The sequence below is a fragment of the Nitrospina gracilis 3/211 genome, assembly GCF_000341545.2.
Taxonomy (GTDB): domain Bacteria; phylum Nitrospinota; class Nitrospinia; order Nitrospinales; family Nitrospinaceae; genus Nitrospina; species Nitrospina gracilis.
Genome location: NZ_HG422173.1, coordinates 152,316 through 169,212, shown reverse-complemented (window position 1 = coordinate 169,212; position 16,897 = coordinate 152,316). Strand labels below are relative to the sequence as shown.

Here is a 16,897-nt window from a genome sequence, read left to right as displayed (position 1 = left end):
ACACAGGCCCTTCACGCAGGTTTTCGTCAGGGGGAGGGCGTTTCAGTCGGCGGAACGGTGGCCTTTTTCTTCTCTATGGTGGGTTCCACCACCTCTGCGTTTTCAAGCAAAGCCCCCAAATCCTTCAGGTCTTCCTTGTAACCCGAAATCGCATTGTCGAGAAGGGCCTGCGAGCGCAGGGTGCGCTGGTAATATTCCTTGATCCTCAGGTAATCCGACCGCTTGAGCACAATTGTTCCCGAAGGCACTTTCGCCTGCAGGGTGCCCGATTCGCTTTCTTCTTTTCCTGTGAACTGGTCTTCGGATGAAGACGGCGCCTCTTTCAGCGTACCCAGGTTCGTGAAAATCTTGCCCAGCGCCTCATCGAGCGTGCGTTCCATGGCAATCTGGTCCAGGTAACCGACGATCACGCGCTTCAGTTCCGGAATCTTCCCGCCTTCGGCTTTCAGGTAGAGCGGGCGCACGTAAATCAACGACTCGTCCACGGGAATGACCAGCAGGTTGCCCTGGATGACGTTGGAGCCGCGCTGGTCCCAAAGGGCAATCTGACGTGATATTTCTGCGTCCTGGTTGATGCGCGCCACGATCTGCGACGGACCGTACACCAGTTTCTGTTTCGGAAACGTATACACCACCATCTTGCCGTAATCTTCGCCGTCACTGCGGGCGACCATCCATGCAGACAGGTTTTCCTTGTTGCGCGGAGTGAAGGGAAGCATGAGGATGTATTCCTCCTTTTCCTTCCTGGGCAGTTTCATGATGGTGTAATAAGGCCGCATCAGTTTGCCGTCGATCATCGGGATCTGCCACTGGTCTTCCTTGTTGTAAAACACCTGCGGTGTTTCCATGTGGTAGGTGCCGTACACGAACGCCTGGATGGCAAACAGGTCTGCCGGGTAGCGGATGTGGTTGCGGATGTCCTCCGGCATTTTCTCGAAAGGCTGGAACATGACCGGAAACAGCTTCTGATAGGTGGCGATGATCGGGTCCTTGGGATCAGTAACATAAAACGTCATCGTGCCGTCGTAGGCGTCGATGGTGACCTTCACCGAGTTTCGGATGTAATTGGCCACACCGCGGATCACTTCCGGGTCGCGGATAGACTGCGAGTAGGGGAGCTTGTCGCTTGTGGTGTAGGCGTCGCAAATCCAGACCAGCCTTCCCTCATCGTTGATCACCATATAAGGGTCGCGGTCCAGTCGAAGGAACGGCGCGACCTTCTCCACGCGCTCGGTGATGTTCCTGTACAGAAGCACACGGCTTTCGTTCATGATATCGTTTGAGAAAAGAATCTTCAGCGTCTTGAAGCGTGCTGCCAGCAGCACCTTGCGCATGAAGGAATTGACTGCAATGCCTCCCTTGCCTTCATAATTCTTGTAAACGTTCTTCTCGCCCTTGGGGTAATCGAACTCTTCGGTGCCCGTATTCACGAACACGTAGTTCTTGGTCAGCTCGCCGTAATAAATCTCCGGCCGCGTGATCTGCTTGTCGATGGAGGATTGCGGCGGGATGTCCTTGATGTGCAGGACCGGCAAGCCTTCCGGCGTCACCTGGTTCACGGGGCTCATTGACACGCCATAGCCGTGGGTGAAGGTCAGGTGCTCGTTGATCCACGTTCGGTTGGGCAGGCTGGTGGAGTCCAGTTCCCGCGGCGACAGCAGGGTCTGCTGGTATTTGCCGTTGATCATGTAACGGTCGTTGTCCACGGCGCTGAACTGGTAGTAAGTGCGGATTTCCTGGATCTGCCCCAAAGTATCCAGCAAAGGATCCTGGTCCCACAGGCGGATGTTCTCGATGGTGAGGTAGTTTTTCTGAATGGCGGAGGCTTTCAGAGAATTGGCGCCGGTCAGCACGTTTTCCTCGACATCGGTCAGGCCGTAACCGCGCACGGTTCCGGCAATGGTGTGCTCGATATACGGTGTTTCCTTTTCAAGTTCGTTGGGGTCGACCACGAACCGTTTGAGCAGGCTGGGATAAACGTTGCCGGTGGCGTAAATCACGGTCACCGCAACGGCCCAGATGAAAATGCGCCGCAGGTTTTCGCGGTTGATGTTCAAAATGCTCAATGCGGTTCCCACGAACGCCAGCGCGATGAGCAGGTTATAAGCCGGCAGGCGTCCCCAGTCGTCGGCGTAGCTGATACCCGCCACCACCTGTGACTGCGACTGAATGAGCAGCCCGTAACGGCGCAAATAGATGTCGAAGGCCAGGTTGAGAAACGCAAACGCCGCCAGCCATGAAAGCGTGCGCCGCGCCTCGGGGAGCGTGGCGAATCCTTTCGGCGACAAAAAAATGTACTGCTTGAAAAAGTAAATGAGCGAGACGCCGAAACCGATCAACGCCAGCCCCGCCCACAGCCAGCTCTTGATCATTTCCAGAAACGGCAGAACGAATATGTAAAACGAATAATCTTTGTTGAAAATCGGGTCGGCTTCGCCAAAGCGGACGTGATTGAGGAATTTTAAAGTCACATCCCAGCGTTCCGCCGCGATGAGGCCGACGAACACACTGAAGATCAGGGGCAGCAGCAGGATCAGCGGTTTCAGGTTGTCGGCGACCATTTCCAGAAACGGCATGTCGCGGCGAGTCTGGTCGGCGAGGATCACAGGCAGGTGCGACGTTTTCTGGTACACCCGGCGAAGAGTACCGAACGTCACGGCAAGAAACAGGCCACCGAACAGAAAACCAAAGCCGAACTGCGAGCCGAGGATGGTCCAGATGACAGACAACAATCCATATTTTTCGAACCAGACCAGATCGATATAAAAGGTAACCAGCTTCTCGGTGAAAAGCAGGAAAAACAGGACCACTGCGACGAGGGTCACGAACCATTTGCGGGACAGTTTCATAAGATTATTTCGTTATCCGTTCATTTCCATTTGATGGAGCATCCCATCGAAGGAATCTGTTCCTCCAGCATGGGCTGACCATCGAGGATGGCGTTGATGGCGTCTTCCAGGTCGCGTCGTGTGACCTGTTCCGGATGCTCCCAGTTGTCGTCGATGCGGCCGCGGTACAGGAGTTTCCGTTCCGGACCGAAAACGTAAATATCCGGTGTGCACACGGCGTCGTACGTTTTCGCCACGGCCTGCGTCTCGTCGAACAGGTATGGAAACGGGATGTTCTTTTCAATCGCGATCTTCTTCATGTTTTCCATCGAGTCGTCCGGATACTTCACGGCATCGTTGGAATTGATGCCTACGATCTGCACGCTTTTGTCTGCGAATTTGTTCTGCAGGTCGATGAGCCGCGGCAGAACCGCTTTCACGTACGGACAGTGGTTGCACATGAAAATGATCACCAGCACTTCCGTGTCTTTGAAGCTGTCCAGAGAGTACGTTTTGCCGTCGGTGCCGGGCAGGGAAAAGTCAGGTGCCTGGGTTCCCAGGGGAACCATCGTAGAATGGGCCAATGCCATGATGCTTTCCTTATTATGGATGAAAGTCCGGTATGCATGCGAGCCGGACGCCTGTTGGGGCGTGGCATTCTGGAATGAATCCATGCTAGCACGCGGTCCGGGGGGACTCAACCGGAAATGGAAATACGAAACAGACCGGAATGAGGGGTCAGCTTTTGCAGGTCATGCCGGAAATCCGGCAGGTGTAGCACGCGGGATGACCCAGGGGAAACGGGCGCATCGTTTCTTCCAGCGTGTCGCCCATTTTTGCAGACGGTTCTTCGACGAGGATGGGGCACACGTACACGCCTTGCGACGTCGCCATGCGCGACGACGAACATTGCAAGTTGGTGATGGGATAGTTCTCGAAACATTTTTCAGTGACGCGTTCGTTTTCGTGATAGCCGCGTTCGGTGCGCGCCAGTTCGCCCATCAGGAAGCCGGGCAGGAACTTCACCTGCGGTTCCGGCACGTGATGTTCCTTCATGAAAGCGAGGGCTTTCTTTTCCCAGATGGCGTCCTCCTCATCGTCCCAGCTTCGCACCATCGTCAGGTGCGTCGAGAATCCCGCTTTGGAAAGATTGGCCATGCCTTGGAGCGCGAGTCGGAAACAGTTTTCGCCGCGGATGGCGTCGTTTTCCTTCTCGTCCAGACTGTCGAGGCTCACGCGGAAATGCATTTCGTGAGCGGCCTTGTTTTGAATTTCAACCAGCCGCTCGACACGTTTCGGCGTCAAAAGAAGGCCGTTGGTGAGGATGGTGCACGGCCCGTATTCAAGAATGGCTTCCAGGATTTCGAAGATCTCCGGATTGAGAAACACCTCGCCGCCGGTGATGTAATAATCCTTCACGTTGAGTCGCTTCGATTCCTCCAGCCGCCAGCGGGTCTGCTCCAGCGTCATGAACGGGATGGTGTCGTTTTTGGGATGGCAACTGATGAAGCAGTGCGTGCAGGCGAGGTTGCACAAGGTGCCACCGATCTGGAGCCATAGGGTTTCGAGCCCCGTCATCGGCACTTCCGGGACCTTTTCGATCACCGGCGCCTGCTCTGGAATGGGGACCTTCGGTGCGAGTTCCATAGTGCCATCCTAACAGAAAGGGAATTTACGGTTCAACTTCATTAGGGCCCGGTTGGGGCCGCTTGGGAGGTGAGTCGGTGCGGTCGGGGAAAACTTACAGGGGCTTACAGGCCGGCGGACTCGTACGAGTCGCTGATGTTTTTGACGCGCAGTTTGCGGCGCAGGGCGGCGAAGCCTTCCAGCGCAGTGCGGCCGAGGCGCGATTTGTACACGGGTCGCAGGGCCAGCCGGGCGGTCTCCGGCGGTTCCATGAAAAACGGCGCGTCGAGTGGGGTCACCATCCGCCCGGACGGATACAGCCATTTCAGGTTGAGGCGATCCTTCTGCGCGCTCTTTGCGAGATGCTCCACCAGCGTGTGGATGCGCTCGAACTCCGCCGGGTCGCGCACACCGTCCTCCGGAAGTTTGAGAAGCGGGATGACGCCCATTTTCGTCAGGTGGGTGAGTTGATCCTGCACCGCCGACAGGTCGCCGTGCCCGAACCCGACCTCGATGAACACCGACCCCGGCGTGAACACCCCCGTCGAGTATTCCAGCGCGCGTTGTTCTTTTTCGCTCGAATGACCGCCGCCTGTGAAGGCAAACACCATGATATCCACCCCGGCGGCGTACATGTGGTCGATGGTCGCCAGGTCGTCCGGCAAAAAGCCGCGCAGGGCGACGAAGGTGCGGAAATTTTTCTTGATGCTTTTCATAACCGGCGTCATGGCGTGCAGACAGCGGTCTTCCTTTTCGCAGAACTCCAGGTTCAACTGCACGAGGTCGGCCACGCCTTCCTCGAACGCCGAGCGGATGAGGGAGATGATGTCGCGTTCCGGCATGTTCAGCTTTTCGGTCTTGGGGTCGGAGCGCAGGAACAGGTTCAGGCAGTAGCCGTCCATTTGAATGTTCGCCGCCACCGGTTTTTTTGCCGGATCGGCCACCTGCAGAAACTGCGGCGGCGGGATGAGCCGCACAGTGGTTTCGCCCGGACCGTGGCTGAGTACGAAGCGGTCCTTCTCGATATGAAGCGTCGGACTGTCCGCGCCCTCCGACTGCACCGCCGCGCGCACGAAGAAATCCTCCGACAGCAAAAACGCCAACTCGTCGCGCCCGCGGTCCTTGTACATCGAGGCGGCGACGAGTTCGTCCTTGCGCACCGCTTCAGGCAGCACGACGCCGCGTCCCATCAGATCGAGTTTCAGTTTCCCAAGCGTGTTCATTGTGCTCCCAGCCGGTCGAGCAGTTTCTGGTGGATGCCGTCGAAGCCGCCGGACGACATCACCAGCACGACGTCGTTCGACGTGTGGTGTTGTGCGATATGGTCCACGATACCCGCCACCGACTCAATATGCCAGGCCTCTTTGCCGCGCGCTTTGAGGGCTTCGGCAATGGCGGCAGGATCGAGCCGTTCATCGTCTTTTATCTTTTCGGGCGCAGGCACCGCCGCGATCACCGTCCTGTCCGCTTTCAGGAAGCTGTCGGGAAAGCGCGACTGGAACACGTTGCGCTTGGAGGTGGCCGAGCGTGGCTCGAACACCGCCCACAGCGTGCGCTCCGGCCAAGCTTCCTTCACCGCCTCGAGGGTGAGGTCGATTGCCGTTGGGTGGTGCGCGAAATCGTCGATCACCACCACGCCGTCAGCCTCGCCGACCACTTCCTGCCGCCGTTTGATGCCTTTGAAGTAGGGCAGGGCGGAGGCGATCTCTTCCACCGAGATGCCGGAGTTCCGCGCCACCGCGATAACCGCCGCACAGTTGAGAACATTATGACGGCCGATCATCGGCAAAGAAAAGCGCGCGATGTAGCGTCCCTGATGGTGCAGGTCGAACTCGCTGACGCCGTCGGTGCAGGCGAAGGAGGCGATGTGCCAGTCCGCGTCCTTGCTGAAGCCGTAGGTCTCTACCTTGCATCGCGCGCCCTCCAGCACGTCCTTGATGTTGCCGTCGGCACATTCCACCAGAAGGAAGCCCTCCGGGTCAACGGTTTCCACGAAGCGGCGGAAGGCGTCCTTGATGTGGTCGAGGTCGCGGTAGATGTCCGCGTGGTCGAACTCGATGCCGGTCAAGATTGCGCCGTGCGGGCGGTAGTGCAGGAACTTCGGCCCCTTGTCGAAGAATGCGGTGTCGTATTCGTCGCCTTCGGTGATGAAGAAATCGCCCTGCGGGACTTGATGATTGCTGTCGAAATTCTTGTGCCAGCCGCCGACCATGAAGCCCGGCTTGCGTCCCACCGCCTCGAACACCCACGCGAGGAGCGCGGTGGTGGTGGTTTTGCCGTGCGTGCCGGTGACCACGAGCGAGGTGCGCCCTTCAAGGAAGAACCGCGCCAGCGCCTGCGGGAACGAGATGTACGGGATGCCCGCCTGCTGGACGGCGAGGACCTCCGCGTTGTCCTTCGAGACCGCGTTGCCGACGACGACGAGGTCGATGTCGCCGGTGATGTTGTCTGCCTTGTAGCCGGGGCGGATTTCGATGCCCATCTGTTCCAGCAGGGTGCTCATCGGCGGGTAGATGTTGGCGTCGGAGCCCAGAACGCGGTGGCCCGCTTTTTTAAGCAGGCCCGCGAGCGAAGCCATGCCGGTGCCGCAGACGGCGATGAGGTAGATGGATTGGCGGGCGTCGGATTCGGATTTCATGGAAGCAGAAATTCTAGGCCCAACTCACGGTAAAGTCAAGAGTTAGGGTGATAGAAAGGGCTTTAAAACAAAGGGTTATGTTTGGTTGCCTGCGGTGGGTGGATTCAGGGCGGGAAGTGAGAAATTCAAACCCGGTTTGCCAGTTTTGCCCACTATGCCTATAATTTAAGGACACAAAAATATCCCTATTCAATCAAGGGTAACTCTATGAAACTCGCCATCGTTCTGGAACCGCAGGAAGGAGGCGGTTTCACCGTTTATGTTCCCTCCCTCCGTGGTTGTATTTCCCAGGGCGAAACCCGCGAAGAAGCCATCGCAAACATCAAAGAAGCGATTGAGCTGTATTTGGAAGATGGGTCCAACTTAAGGTTTACTTGAGATAAATTACTCAAATTAACTTGGATCTTTCGAATCATATAAAAAGCTGACAATGCAGCAAATTACTTTTGAGGCAAATTCTTTGCAGTTACCTAAATTTTTTATAGCTATTACCGTTATTCTAATTTTTATAACACCGCTTAATGCTCAGGAACATAAATGTAACGCTTTTGAAGCTTATAAACACAGCGAGTACGGAAAGCTTAGGTCATGTGCAAATCAAGGTAATGCAGATGCACAGTGGCTTTTGGGATTTATGTACTTGCGTGGGGAAAATTTTTCTAAAGATTTGAAAAAATCTTTAGAATGGTTTCGTAAGGCAGCTAAATCCTTTCGTGAAGCTGCAGAGCAGGGAAGTTCTATGGCTCAGGCAAAGTTAGGACGGATATATGATCGGAGAGAATTACACAATATAAATTCATTTGATTGGTCCCAAGATTGGTCTCAAGAGAAGTATAACGAGCTTGTAAGCAAGGAAAATAAGGAAGCCTATCATTGGTATCGTAAGGCTGCAGATCAGGGGAATAATGTATTGGCTCAATATCTTCTTGGGGAATTATTTGAAGACGATAATATTTGGTGGCCCTCACAAGATTATGCGGAGGCTATTAAATGGTATCGCAAGGCGGCCGATCAAGATTTTCCGATTGCCCAATTTAAGCTTGGTTACATGTATGAATATGGGATAGGTATGCCTCAAAATTATAGAGAGGCAATCAAATGGTACCGTGAGGCCGCAAAACGGGAAGTGGCTAAGCTTCCAATTGAGCTTGAGTTTTGGAATCATTTGTTTTCAGAATATTCATTTGGTAATGCTTTTAATAGCCTTGGGCTAATGTATTCAAATGGGAAAGGTTTTCCTCAAGATTATATAAAAGCTCACATGTGGTTTAATATTGGGTCAGCAATGGGATATTCATTTGGTCGAATCAATAGGGATCAAGTTGAAAAACTTATGACAAAAGAGCAAGTCGCCGAAGCGCAAAGGTTAGCCAGAGAATGGATGGAAAAGCATCGAAAGAATTAATTTGTATATTTAATGTGCAGTTAGCCTTTTTCTCAAATGTGGTTAACGTATTAGACGATCTAACCATGGCTTTATTTTACGGTGCCACAAAGCCGGTATATCCAATTTTATTCCGTAGAGACTAGGGGTTAAGCTCAATATTTTTGATTCAGTTTTAGAATTGAGACTTGAGCGAAACTTTAGAGGTGAATATAAGGGGCAGTCGGTATAGTGCATTTCTCTTATTTTTTCCCATTCCCACCTCCAATCTTCAACTAAACTTTTCTGATTCCCAAGTCGGTGGTGTGCTACTTCTAAGTCTATTTCATCGCTATAACTATGTAAATCGGACGCAAATAAACCGTATCTTAAGTATGAAACTTCCGGGCAGAAGTTCGATAAATTTTTATATTTCCCACCCCATACGGAAGTAGCCTCCTCTTTAATTTTTGGCCAAAGATCAGATTTTTCCCATAGGTTGAGAAGTTTTTCGTCCTCTTGAGGAGATAATTCGGTTGTCCCCAGCTCTTTTAATAAAGAAAGACTTTGAAAAAACCTAGGGCATTCAGTAACGGTAGCGAAGGGGCAACGTGGAATCAGACTATTTTCCTTGCTAATAGAGGTATACCAATTTAAATCTGGATAGACCATTTATGAGAACCCTTAGTTGCGCAAAGCTTTTTCAAAACCTTTCTTAAGGTATATTTTCAATCTGTTAAAAATGCATTCTTTTTAAGAGGGTTCCTTAATTATCTTAAAAAACAAATTAATAATTTAAATTTAGAAAAGCTTTGTTCATCCAAACAACTCCTTCATCTCGCGGATGTCGTCGATGAGCCAGTCGGGGTGGTAGGATGCCATCTCTTCCCTTGATGCGTGGCCGTAGGTGACGCCGCACACTTTCACGCCCGCCGCGCGGGCGGTGGCGACATCCACCTCGCTGTCGCCCACCATCAGCACGTCCTCCGGATTCAATCCCGCCACCTGCATCACATGACGCAGGCCCATCGGGTCCGGTTTCTTGTTCTCGAACGTGTCGCCGCCGACGATGCTCTGGAACGCCTCCCGGCTGTTCAGTTCGACCAGGATCCGCTCGACAAATTTTTCCGGTTTGTTGGACACCACGGCGAGTTGTTTGTCCGCGTAGTGATCCATGAGGTCGCGGCAGTGGGGAAAGAAGTCGGTCTGGTCCATCAGGTGCTGTTCGTAATGCTTCATGAACAGCGAGACGGCGCGTTCGAGATCGCTGTCACCGCCGTCGCCGTTCAGCGCCTGCGTCATGAGGTGGCGCACGCCGCGGCCGACGTAGCCGAAGGTGACTTCCTTGGGCAACGGCTCGCGTCCCATTTCCTGCAGGGCGAGGTTGACCGAATGGGCGATGTCGAGCTTGGTGTCAACGAGCGTGCCGTCGAAGTCAAACACGTAAAGCGAAAATGGGGTCATGAGGGAAGATGCGTTCCACCCCGCCGGGAAGGCGGGGGAGGGGGCGTTATTCTTTCTTGTCTTCTTCGATGTTGGTGCTGTAACGGTAGGCTTTCACTTTTTCGTTCGCATCGAACAACACCACCAGTTCTTTCGAGCAGTCCTTGCCGAACGCGCTGTAGCGGTCGTATTGATATGTCCACATCATCAGGCCGTTCTGCAGGCCGGTGGAATGAGGTTCGCCGAACCATTCCTCGATCATGGCTTTGGTGGTGACGTTGTTGTGGATGTTTTCGACGTTCGTGTTGTCGAAGTCGCGGCCCACGGTGCCGCAGGCGGTCAGTCCAGCCAGCATCACAAGTACAGCAAAAAGGGAAATGCGTCGTCGATCCATCGGGGCCTCCTCAAATTAGGTTGCCAGGCGGCGAAATGCCTGCAATACTTTGTAAACGGTCGCCTCGTATTTGGAGAAAGTCACGAGCAGTGTATCAAATTCCCGCGAAAATGTATAATCCCCGCCGCATGGGTCCCGCCAGCCGTACGTTCGTTCTGCTGTTTCTGGTTTTTGTGGGTTTCGGGTGGGGCTGTGCAACCAAACCCGCCGTTCAAAAAAGCGTTCCCGAAGAAAACCATCCCCTGCACGCGTTGATCGAACCCGTTTCCGCGTTTTCGGATAAGGAGGGGGTGCTGTCCACGCTTCCGGAAAAAGGTTACCTGCTGAAACCGCTGGCCAAGGACGTGTACTTTTTTTCGAACGGCACCGATTGCACCCTGTTTGCCGTGACGGCGGACGGGGTGGTGCTGGTCGATCCCCTTTTCGGCTCGGCGGAACTCATCAAAAAAGCCATGCGTGAGGTGACGGAACTTCCGGTGACGGTGATCGTGTATTCCAACGACAGCCCGCGGCACATCGGCGACGCCTCGCGCTTCGGCGACAAGGTGACGGTCATCGCGCAGGAGGTCATCGCCCTCCGCCTGAAGCAAAACAACCCCGCAAAGGTCCCGCTGCCGCACATGAGCTTCACCACTGATTACCGGCTGGCGACCGAATTCATGACGCTGGAATTACACCACATCGGCGGCGAAGGCAACGGCGACACGCTGGTGCTCGTGCCGGACCTGAAAGTGGGGTTGCTTCCCGACCGTGCCATTCCCAACTGGGTGCCGCATTTGGAAAAAGGCGAGCCCATCGAGCGCCGGGTTTTGGTGCTGGAACGGTTGAACCAGATGGATTTCCTCGCCTATGTGCCGGGACACGGCGACCGGCCCGGTTCACACGACGACCTGAAACGCACCCTCAAGTTTTATGAAGACGGCTACCGCGCGTTCCGCTTCGCCGCCATGCGTGTTTTCGGCGAGGACGCCTGGCTCGGTACCTCAATCCGGGTCGAGCCGGAACGGCTTCGTGAAAAGGAGGACCTGCTGGCGCGCGAATGCTACCGCCTGCTGGCCATGCACTGGGGCGGGCGGTTGAAAGGGTTCCGCGAACTGGGGCCGGCGCACTGCCGAGCCTGGGTGGCCAAACACATTCCGCCAGCACCGCCCGCGGATACGGCCGGCGGACCGAAGACCGGTCCCCAACCCTGATATCCTTCCGGGCTCACTCCGAATAACTTTCCAGGATTTTTTTGATGTCGGTGTGCGAGTGCGCAGGCATGCGCGCGCCGAAATGCGTCACCACCTGGGCCGCGCAGTAGGAACCGATGATGGCCGACTCTTTGAGGCTGAGGCCCTGGTTGAGTCCGTACAGCGCGCCTGCGGCGTAGAGGTCGCCCGCGCCGGTGGTGTCCACCGCCTTCACCGTGAACGCGTTGACGGCGATGGTGTCATCGCCGTCCCTGCCCACCCAGGAGCCTTCCTTGCCGCGCGTCATGAAGACGGTTCCCGCAAGGTGCTTCAATTTGTCGAACGCTTTTTCGGCATCCTCCGAATCGGCCATGGCTTTTGCCTCGACGTCGTTGCAGAACAGGATGTCGGTTTTCCACCGGATGAAATCGAGCAGGTCTTCCTTGAACGTGTTGGCGACGAACGCGTCGCTTAAGGTGAAGGCGACGGGGATGCGGTTCTTGCGCGCGATATCGGCCATCTTGATCGCCGCCGCGCGGGTTTCGTCGCCGGTCCACAGGTAGCCTTCGATGTAAACCGTTTTGGCGGTTTTGACGATGGTTTCGTCGACATTGTCCGGGTGCAGTTCGCAGGAGATGCCGAGATTCGTGAGCATGGTGCGTTCGCTGTCCGGCGTGACGAGGATGAGGCAGGTGCCGGTGCCTGTATCCGCCGCGTCCGGACCCGGAAAGCCCACGCCGCAGGACTGCATGTCCTCCGTGTAGTGTTTTCCGTAGCGGTCGTCGGCCACACGACCGAGGTAATACGTGTTGGCGCCGAGCACGCGCATGCCGTGCACTGTGTTGGCGGCCGATCCGCCGGAAGAGATTTTGTGCGCCGCGCCGTCGAATTCCTCCAGCAGTTTGTTCTGGTCCTCCAGCGAGGTCAGGGTCATGCCCCCTTTGGTGAACTTGTACTGTTGAATGAAATCGTCCTTGACGCGCACTTCAATGTCCACCAGCGCATTGCCGATGCCAACCAGATCGTAGCTCATGTTCCTCCTAACCTTGTTATGGGATGCATTGTATTCCGGGTGAGGGTTTAAAACTACCGCATGCGGCGGCGGAGGTCAACCGGGCGGCGAAAAACGCGTTGTTCCCGGGTGTTGCCCTGGGTGGAAGCCAATGAAAGATTGCAATGCCCGCGGGTCCTTTGTAAAATCTGAAGGCCATGTTGAATAAAATGATAAAAATCAATCAATTGTTGGTAGTTCTTGCGGCGTTGGCGTGGGCCGCAGTGGCGGCGGCACAGCCTATGGACGACGATCCCGCGGCGGTGCAGTTGTGGTCGGACATCGAATCCGTTTTGCAACGCGACTGCAACGGAACCACACGCATCGGTATGAAGGTGTACTCGCTCGAACGCAAAACGACGTTGCTTTCCAAAAACAGCAACGTGCTGTTCACGCCCGCCTCGAACATGAAGATGATCACCTCAGCCATGGCGCTGAAACGCGTCGGGCCGGACTACCGTTTCTTCACGCGGCTGTACACCAACGGCAGAATTGAAGGTGACACATTAAAGGGCGACCTGTTCATCAAAGGCTTCGGCGACCCGTGGCTGGTGACGGAACAGATGTGGGTGCTGGTCAACGGGTTGCGAAACCTGCCGATCAAGAAAATTGAAGGCAACCTCATCGCCGACAATCATTTTTTTGAGGACCAGGAGCGCGTGGCGACGTGGGCGAATTATCGCGGGCCGGAGGCGTACCTCGCGCCGATGGGGGCGTTGTCCTTCAACTTCAACACCGTCACCGTGTACGTGGAACCGGCGCCCGTTGCAGGCGAGCCGCCTGTCGTGGTGGTGGACCCCGCAACCGAATACATCCGCATCCACAACACGGCGCGGACGGTGGGGAACCGGCGTGATCACGAACGGTTGATCGTCAACCGGTTGCCCCGGCGCGGCTACGATGAAATCATCGTCACCGGCACCCTGCCGAAAACCATGGCGCGCAAGAAATATTTTCTGAATGTCACCGACCCCCAGTGGTACACCCTGCACGTGTTCCGCAAATACCTCGAGCAGGCCGGGGTGACGGTGGAAGGCGGCCTGGAGCGCGGCCGGGTGGTGGATGGTGCGCGGCTTCTCTACGAACACGAGTCGCCGCCTCTGGCCGACATCCTGCGCGGGCTCAACAAGTTCAGTAATAACTTCATCGCCGAGCAGATTCTTCGCACGATGGCGGCGGATGTGTATGGCGCGCCGGGCACCACGGAAAACGGTGTGAAGCTGGTGAAAGCGTACATGCGAAGCCTGGGATTCGATGACGACCGTTACAATGTGGTGGATGGGTCGGGCCTGTCGCGGCAGAACATGGTGTCGCCGGATCAGATCGTGGCGGTGCTGGAGGACGCGTACCGCGACCTCGCCATCTTTCCGGAGTTCATTGCCGCCTTGGGGGTGATGGGCATCGACGGCAGCGTGATCGACCGCATGAACGGCATCCGGGACGCGCAGAAAATCCGGGCGAAGACGGGCACGCTGAACCACGTCAGCGCGTTGTCGGGGTATTTTCAGTCGATGGATGGAGAACGCTTTGCGTTTTCGATTTTATTGAACGATTTGAATTGTTCGAACGGAAAGGCCATGAAACTGGAGGACGATATTCTGGACCTGGCCCTGCGTTTCAAACGGAGTGGTGGTGCGGACGCAGGGGCACCGTCGAACCAAAAGGTGGAAACCTTCCCAATCAATCCCTGAAAATCTTCTGGTTTTCCTTCCTGTCCTCTTCCAGCAGCTTTTTCCAGTCCCGCTTGGCGCGCGGGGCGTTCTGAAAATCCTCGTAAATGTTTTTAGCGAGTTCCTTCCGGTCCACTCCTTCCGGAGCCACCTGGATGTCCAACTGCGCAAGTGCCATGTCGAAGTCGCGGTCGAGCAAAGAGCCCGGATCCATGTCGTATTCCTGCAGCGCCTGCTTGACCATGGCCGGTTCACTGTTGAAGCGTCGTGCGACTTCGTTGATGTTGGACGGCTTGTAACCCTTGTCCCGGGTGATGCCCAGGTGGTACGCGCAGAACAGCTCGAACGGTTCGATGCCCGCAACCAGTTTGCCCGACGGAGCGGACGAAGCGGTATCGCCGTTGCGCGGTGCTGTCTGTGCGCGTGGCTCGGTCTGCTGTGCCGGGCGGGATTGATTGCGGTCGTTGCGCGGGCGGTTCTGGTTGTCCTGCCGATTGGTGGACGCGCGGTTTTTCTGCGGACCGTTCTGATTGTGGTTTTTATGACGGCCGTTGCCGTTGTTCTGGGAATCGTTGCGGCGTCCGTTGGATTTCTGGTTGGACCGGTTTGCCTGAGGTATGTGCGAGGTCAGGGTCTTCGAGTCCATCCACATTTCCGTGGCCTGCCGGTTGCGGGCGGGGCCTTGAGAACGCTGACGGTTGCCTTGGTCGTTGTTTTTCCCGGACCGGGGACGATTTTTGTTCTGCCGGTTGGGTTGGTTCGTGGAATTGGAATTTCGCAAGATCTGAGTTCCTTTACGAAAGGTTTTTAATCGGAACGACAGGCCTCCGTTGTGCAGGGAATGTCGAACCGGGACTGTTTGACCGTCCGCGTTGCTGGCCGGGGGCAGGGTTTCAACCCATCAGCGTTTCGAGCTGGTCCACCAGGTCGGTGAACTTGCCGAGCGCGGTTTCTACGGGTTTTGGCGAACCCATGTCCACCCCGGCGTTGCGGAGAAGGTCAATCGGGTAAGCGGAGCCGCCCGACTTCAAAAAGCCCAGGTAGTCCGCCAGTTCGGCGTTGCCGCCTTGGGTCACCCGTTCGGCCAGCGCATACGCGGCGGAAATTCCGGTCGCGTATTTGTACACGTAAAAGCCGAAATAAAAATGCGGGATGCGGAAGCATTCCAGGTCGAGGCACGGGTCCAGTGTGACCCCCTCGCCGAAGTAAACCGTCAGCAGTTCGTGGTACAGCGCCTTGAAGGTGTCCACGGTGAGCGGTTTTCCGGCTTCCGCCGCCGCGTAAATGCGGTGTTCGAACTCGGCAAACATGGTCTGCCGGTACAGGGTGCCGCGAAAGTTGTCGATTTCCCGACAGAGCAGGTAGATTTTCATCTCCCGGCTCAATTCGCGGCCGAGGTAATAGCGGGTCAATAGCGCTTCATTGAAGGTGGACGCCACCTCCGCCACAAAGATCGTGTAGTCCGCGTACAAAAACGGCTGGTTTTTCTTCGACAGGTACGTGTGCATCGAGTGGCCGGCCTCGTGCGCCAGCGTATAGACGCTGTTGATGTGGTCGCTGTGGTAATTCATAAGGATGAACGGGTTCGAGTCGTAACACCCGGATGAATACGCGCCACTGCGCTTGCCCTTGTTTTCGTACCGGTCCACCCAGCGCTCGTCGAGCAGGCCGCGCTTGAGGGTATTGACGTATTCTTCCCCCAGGGGCGCAAGAGCCTGGGCAATGTCCTCCACCGCCTCTTCGTAGGGCATCTCCCACTTGAAGTCGCGCACCAGCGGCACGCTTCCGTCGTACACGTGCAGTTCATCAAGTTCCAGCACACGCTTGCGCAGGTCAAAATACTTGTACAGCGGTTTCAGGTTGTTGTGGACGGTGTCGATCAGGTTGTCGTACACCTCCACCGGAATGTTTTCCGAAAACAACGCCTTCTCGCGAACCGATGGAAACTTCCGTGCCTGCGTGAAAAAAATATCCTTCTTGATACTGCCTGCCAGCAAAGCCGCATACGTGTGCTGGTGTGCCTCGTAAGCCTTGTAAAACGTCTCAAACGTGTTTTTGCGCAGGTTGCGGTCGTAATTCTGCAGAAGGCTTTGCAGATTGCCGTGCGTGATCGTGATCCGGCGCCCCTCGGCGTCTTCAACCGACCCCAGTTGCAGGTCGGCGTTGTCCAGCATGGTGAACGCTTTTTGCGGCGACTGTGCCACCTCCGAGGCCGAGGCCAACAGCGCCTCTTCGGATTTCGGCAACGTGTGCGGACGGTACCGCAGTTCCTTTTCGAGATGAAAACGGAAGAACTCCAGTTCCGGGTCTTCCAGGAACGTCTTCATCGTCTCTTCCGGAATCGCCATCAACTCCGGACTGATGAAACTGCGCGCCTGCTGGTATTGCGTGAGCAGCCGCGACACCCGTTCGTGATTCGCCTGGTTGCCGGGATGCGTCTTGTCCTCGTCGCTTCGAAGGTGCGCGTAGGTGTACACCGCATCCAGCGTCTGCGAAAATTGCATATCAAACTTGAGGCACTGCTTCAGCCGCGCGGGGGACTCCCCAAGCGTGCTCTGGTAGGTAGCGTAGGTTTCCAGTTGAGATTCCAACGAGAGGAAATCCGCTTCCCACGTTTCATTCGAGGAGTAGAGGCCCTTCAGGTCCCACTTTGCGTTCTCGGGAACCTGGTCACGGGTCAACAGTTCACTGGTGGCATCCATGCGTGAGTCC

At 55.7% G+C, this 16,897-nt stretch carries 15 protein-coding genes; 4 read left to right on the top strand and 11 right to left on the bottom strand.

Annotation, left to right across the window (positions count from 1 at the left end):
* Positions 1-26: 26 nt before the first annotated feature.
* From TX82_RS00790 to mpl, 5 genes are all read right to left on the bottom strand, one after another.
* Positions 27-2,849: a UPF0182 family membrane protein gene (locus tag TX82_RS00790; protein WP_005011206.1), complete on the bottom strand. Its 2,823-nt coding sequence runs from the start codon at positions 2,847-2,849 to the stop codon at positions 27-29.
* A gap of 20 nt (positions 2,850-2,869) precedes the next feature.
* Complete coding sequence (locus TX82_RS00785; RefSeq protein ID WP_042251511.1) at positions 2,870-3,418, bottom strand: thioredoxin family protein; 549 nt, start codon at positions 3,416-3,418, stop codon at positions 2,870-2,872.
* A gap of 148 nt (positions 3,419-3,566) precedes the next feature.
* Entirely contained in the window at positions 3,567-4,475 is a 909-nt protein-coding gene (locus TX82_RS00780; protein ID WP_005011200.1) for a radical SAM protein, read from the bottom strand.
* 104 nt (positions 4,476-4,579) lie between these two features.
* Complete coding sequence (locus TX82_RS00775; protein ID WP_005011195.1) at positions 4,580-5,677, bottom strand: hypothetical protein; 1,098 nt, start codon at positions 5,675-5,677, stop codon at positions 4,580-4,582.
* Positions 5,674-7,092 carry a UDP-N-acetylmuramate:L-alanyl-gamma-D-glutamyl-meso-diaminopimelate ligase gene (gene mpl / locus TX82_RS00770; protein WP_005011184.1) on the bottom strand — a complete coding sequence of 473 codons (1,419 nt, stop codon included), beginning with the start codon at positions 7,090-7,092 and terminating at the stop codon, positions 5,674-5,676. Before mpl ends, TX82_RS00775 begins: the two co-directional genes overlap by 4 nt.
* Positions 7,093-7,299: 207 nt before the next feature.
* Here mpl and TX82_RS15545 point away from each other — a divergent pair, with 207 nt between their 5' ends.
* The gene (locus TX82_RS15545) at positions 7,300-7,470 is read left to right on the top strand and encodes a type II toxin-antitoxin system HicB family antitoxin (protein WP_005011180.1); all 171 of its coding nucleotides are present in this window, start codon (positions 7,300-7,302) and stop codon (positions 7,468-7,470) included.
* Positions 7,471-7,522: 52 nt separating this feature from the next.
* Positions 7,523-8,497 carry a tetratricopeptide repeat protein gene (locus TX82_RS00765; protein WP_005011178.1) on the top strand — a complete coding sequence of 325 codons (975 nt, stop codon included), beginning with the start codon at positions 7,523-7,525 and terminating at the stop codon, positions 8,495-8,497.
* A gap of 42 nt (positions 8,498-8,539) precedes the next feature.
* Here TX82_RS00765 and TX82_RS15875 read toward each other — a convergent pair whose 3' ends face one another.
* The 3 genes from TX82_RS15875 to TX82_RS00755 form a co-directional block, all read right to left on the bottom strand.
* Complete coding sequence (locus TX82_RS15875; protein WP_005011176.1) at positions 8,540-9,127, bottom strand: hypothetical protein; 588 nt, start codon at positions 9,125-9,127, stop codon at positions 8,540-8,542.
* Positions 9,128-9,271: 144 nt separating this feature from the next.
* The gene (locus TX82_RS00760) at positions 9,272-9,919 is read right to left on the bottom strand and encodes an HAD-IA family hydrolase (protein WP_005011174.1); all 648 of its coding nucleotides are present in this window, start codon (positions 9,917-9,919) and stop codon (positions 9,272-9,274) included.
* Between the two features lie 46 nt (positions 9,920-9,965).
* Entirely contained in the window at positions 9,966-10,292 is a 327-nt protein-coding gene (locus tag TX82_RS00755) for an outer membrane protein assembly factor BamE (protein ID WP_005011169.1), read from the bottom strand.
* Positions 10,293-10,402: 110 nt separating this feature from the next.
* Between TX82_RS00755 and TX82_RS00750 the strand changes: the two genes are divergently transcribed.
* Entirely contained in the window at positions 10,403-11,485 is a 1,083-nt protein-coding gene (locus tag TX82_RS00750) for an MBL fold metallo-hydrolase (protein WP_042250210.1), read from the top strand.
* Between the two features lie 13 nt (positions 11,486-11,498).
* Here the strand turns inward: TX82_RS00750 and TX82_RS00745 are convergent, their stop codons facing one another.
* Positions 11,499-12,497, bottom strand: coding sequence for an adenosine kinase (locus TX82_RS00745; RefSeq protein ID WP_005011165.1), 999 nt, complete (start codon positions 12,495-12,497; stop codon positions 11,499-11,501).
* A gap of 176 nt (positions 12,498-12,673) precedes the next feature.
* Here TX82_RS00745 and dacB point away from each other — a divergent pair, with 176 nt between their 5' ends.
* The gene (gene dacB / locus TX82_RS00740; RefSeq protein ID WP_144079045.1) at positions 12,674-14,206 is read left to right on the top strand and encodes a D-alanyl-D-alanine carboxypeptidase/D-alanyl-D-alanine endopeptidase; all 1,533 of its coding nucleotides are present in this window, start codon (positions 12,674-12,676) and stop codon (positions 14,204-14,206) included.
* Here dacB and TX82_RS00735 read toward each other — a convergent pair.
* Both TX82_RS00735 and pepF read right to left on the bottom strand, forming a co-directional pair.
* Complete coding sequence (locus TX82_RS00735; RefSeq protein WP_187291883.1) at positions 14,196-14,831, bottom strand: hypothetical protein; 636 nt, start codon at positions 14,829-14,831, stop codon at positions 14,196-14,198. The two genes, dacB and TX82_RS00735, sit on opposite strands and share 11 nt — an antisense overlap.
* Positions 14,832-15,078: 247 nt before the next feature.
* Positions 15,079-16,887 (bottom strand): oligoendopeptidase F, encoded by a 1,809-nt coding sequence (pepF, locus tag TX82_RS00730; RefSeq protein ID WP_005011157.1) that lies wholly within the window; start codon positions 16,885-16,887, stop codon positions 15,079-15,081.
* Positions 16,888-16,897: the final 10 nt, after the last annotated feature.

Excerpts from the sequence above, each read along its gene's own strand:
- TX82_RS00790 (WP_005011206.1), bottom strand. The coding sequence starts at position 2,849 with ATGAAACTGTCCCGCAAATGGTTCGTGACCCTCGTCGCAGTGGTCCTG.
- TX82_RS00785 (WP_042251511.1), bottom strand. The coding sequence starts at position 3,418 with ATGGCATTGGCCCATTCTACGATGGTTCCCCTGGGAACCCAGGCACCT.
- TX82_RS00780 (WP_005011200.1), bottom strand. The coding sequence starts at position 4,475 with ATGGAACTCGCACCGAAGGTCCCCATTCCAGAGCAGGCGCCGGTGATC.
- TX82_RS00775 (WP_005011195.1), bottom strand. The coding sequence starts at position 5,677 with ATGAACACGCTTGGGAAACTGAAACTCGATCTGATGGGACGCGGCGTC.
- mpl (WP_005011184.1), bottom strand. The coding sequence starts at position 7,092 with ATGAAATCCGAATCCGACGCCCGCCAATCCATCTACCTCATCGCCGTC.
- TX82_RS15545 (WP_005011180.1), top strand. The coding sequence starts at position 7,300 with ATGAAACTCGCCATCGTTCTGGAACCGCAGGAAGGAGGCGGTTTCACC.
- TX82_RS00765 (WP_005011178.1), top strand. The coding sequence starts at position 7,523 with ATGCAGCAAATTACTTTTGAGGCAAATTCTTTGCAGTTACCTAAATTT.
- TX82_RS15875 (WP_005011176.1), bottom strand. The coding sequence starts at position 9,127 with ATGGTCTATCCAGATTTAAATTGGTATACCTCTATTAGCAAGGAAAAT.
- TX82_RS00760 (WP_005011174.1), bottom strand. The coding sequence starts at position 9,919 with ATGACCCCATTTTCGCTTTACGTGTTTGACTTCGACGGCACGCTCGTT.
- TX82_RS00755 (WP_005011169.1), bottom strand. The coding sequence starts at position 10,292 with ATGGATCGACGACGCATTTCCCTTTTTGCTGTACTTGTGATGCTGGCT.
- TX82_RS00750 (WP_042250210.1), top strand. The coding sequence starts at position 10,403 with ATGTATAATCCCCGCCGCATGGGTCCCGCCAGCCGTACGTTCGTTCTG.
- TX82_RS00745 (WP_005011165.1), bottom strand. The coding sequence starts at position 12,497 with ATGAGCTACGATCTGGTTGGCATCGGCAATGCGCTGGTGGACATTGAA.
- dacB (WP_144079045.1), top strand. The coding sequence starts at position 12,674 with ATGTTGAATAAAATGATAAAAATCAATCAATTGTTGGTAGTTCTTGCG.
- TX82_RS00735 (WP_187291883.1), bottom strand. The coding sequence starts at position 14,831 with ATGGACTCGAAGACCCTGACCTCGCACATACCTCAGGCAAACCGGTCC.
- pepF (WP_005011157.1), bottom strand. The coding sequence starts at position 16,887 with ATGGATGCCACCAGTGAACTGTTGACCCGTGACCAGGTTCCCGAGAAC.